The organism is Desulfovibrio sp. 1188_IL3213 (assembly GCF_036763145.1).
GTDB lineage: Bacteria > Desulfobacterota > Desulfovibrionia > Desulfovibrionales > Desulfovibrionaceae > Desulfovibrio.
Window position 1 is genome coordinate 1 of the sequence record NZ_JBAIYR010000360.1, and the last position, 2356, is coordinate 2356.

Consider the following 2356-nt stretch of genomic DNA (forward strand, 5'->3'; position numbering starts at 1 on the left):
GAGGCGGCCAGGGCCACAATGCGCTCGGGCTGCACGGCCGTTTGCCCGTCGGGCCAGGTCAGGCGTACATGCTCGCGGTGTACGTCGGCCTTCTGCACCTGCAGTTCCGTAAGAAACTGCTTGAAGTCCAGCACCGCCAGAAAGTTCGTCAGTTCCTCGGGGAAGGGGCCGAAACGGTCACGTATGGAAAGGGCTGTTTCCTCGCGTGCGGCCCCGCCCTGGGCGGAAGTAAGCGCCTTGTAGCAGCGCAGCCGCTCACGGCCGTCATCAATATACGATGCCGGAATATGGGCAGGCAGGCCAAGCGTAAGCTCTGTTTCGGCGACCGGACTTTCGGGCGTGCCCTTGAGGCGGCCCACGGCCTCCTCAAGCATCTCAAGATAAAGATCCAGCCCCACCCGACACATATGCCCGGACTGCACCTCGCCCAGTATATTCCCGGCCCCGCGCAGACGCAAATCTTCCATGGCCACCTGAAAGCCTGCGCCCAGATAGTCCATGTCAAGAATGATGCGCAGGCGCTCTTCGGCCACGGCCGTGAGGCGCTCGGCATCGGGAACCACAAAAAAGGCATATGCCTGCCTGTCGCTGCGGCCCACCCGCCCGCGCAGCTGATACAACTGCCCCAGGCCGAACATCTGCGCCTGATCCACCACAAGCGTATTGGCGCGGGGAAAGTCCAGGCCGGACTCCACAATGGATGTGCAGACCAGCACGTCCAGTTCGCCGTGCCAGAATTTGTGCATGGTGTCTTCAAGCTCGGTCTCGGACATCTGCCCGTGGGCCATGCCCACGCGGGCGTCCGGCACAAGCCCGCGCACATATTCGGCCACGCGCTCCAGCCCCTGAACACGGTTATAGACCCAGAACACCTGCCCTTCCCGCTCTATTTCCCGTTCCAGCACCTTGCGCAGCACATTGTCGTCCTTGCGCAGCACGGCGCTGGCAACGGGCTTGCGGTCCTGCGGCGCGGTTTCTATGATGGAAAGCTCGCGGATGCCGGACATGGAAAGCTGGAGGGTGCGCGGTATGGGCGTGGCCGTGAGCGTCAGCACGTCCACGTTTTTCTTGAGGGCCTTGAGTTTTTCCTTGTGGCGCACGCCGAAACGCTGTTCCTCGTCCAGAACAAGCAGCGTCAGGTTGGGCAGCTTTACATCGCTGGAAAGGATGCGGTGCGTGCCGATGAGAATGTCTATCTGCCCGGCCGCGGCAGCCTTGAGCACCTCTTTTTGCCTGGGTCGCGGCACAAAACGGCTGAGCAGGCCCACATTGACGGGAAAGCCGGCCAGGCGCGCGCGAAACGTCTGGTAATGCTGCTCGGCAAGTACCGTGGTGGGACACAGCAGGGCAACCTGCCGCCCTTCGGAAGCAGCACGAAAAGCCGCGCGCAGAGCCACCTCTGTCTTGCCGAAGCCCACGTCGCCGCACACAAGGCGATCCATGGGGCGCGGCCTGTCCATATCGTCCAGCACATCCTGAATGGCCTTGGCCTGATCGGGCGTTTCCTCAAAGCCGAAGGTGGCCTCAAACTCGTGGTACAGCTCGCCGGGGGGATCGTAGCGAAAGCCCTTGGTCACCTTGCGGTAGGCATACATTTCCACAAGATCGGCGGCAATTTTTTCAATGGCCTTGCGCGCTTTTTCCTTGCCGGCCACCCAGGCCGCCCCGCCCAGACGGTCAAGGGCAGGTTCCACGCCTTCAGTGCCCTTGAAACGCTGGATAAGCCCCAGCCTGTCGGCAGGCACATAGAGCTTGTCGCGCCCGGAATATTCCACCAGCAGAAAATCGTTGGCCGCGGCATTGAGATCAAGATGATGCAGACCGGCAAAGCGGCCGATGCCGTAGTCCCTGTGAACAAGCAGATCGCCGGGCCTGAGGTCGTCAAAGGTGTCCAGCCCCTTGAAAACGCGGGAAGAAATACGGGGCGTCTTTTCAGCCTTGGGGTAAAGGATGTCTTCGCCCAGCACCAGCACATCGTCCCACACAAGCTCGGCCCCGGAGCGGAACGGCGAAACCAGGGCAAACAGCCCCCGCTGATCGGGCGCATACCGCAAAGCGGGTATGATGCCGTCCTGTTCCGCAAGCTTCAGGAACTTTGCGCGGCTTCTGCCGGAAGAAAAACTCAGCACAACCTGCCGGCGGCTGCCTTTCCACTCCTTGAGTCCTGTGGCGAGATGCTGCCACGGGCGATCCTGCGCGCCGGGCAAGGGAAAAAGATCGGTAAAGGAATGCAGGGGGCGTTCGGGCAGGTCCAGCCCCCGCTCTTCCACACCCATAACCAGAGGCTCGGCGTACACGCGCTGAAAGGTATTCCAGGGGGCGGGCTGCGAACTTTTGCGCAGCGCCAGCGCGGCAG

General features: G+C 62.1%; 1 protein-coding gene. It reads right to left on the minus strand.

What is annotated here, in order from left to right; all coding sequences use genetic code 11:
* A partial coding sequence (mfd, locus tag V6C16_RS11410) for a transcription-repair coupling factor (protein WP_333543258.1) occupies positions 1 to 2356 on the minus strand: 2356 nt, incomplete at both ends.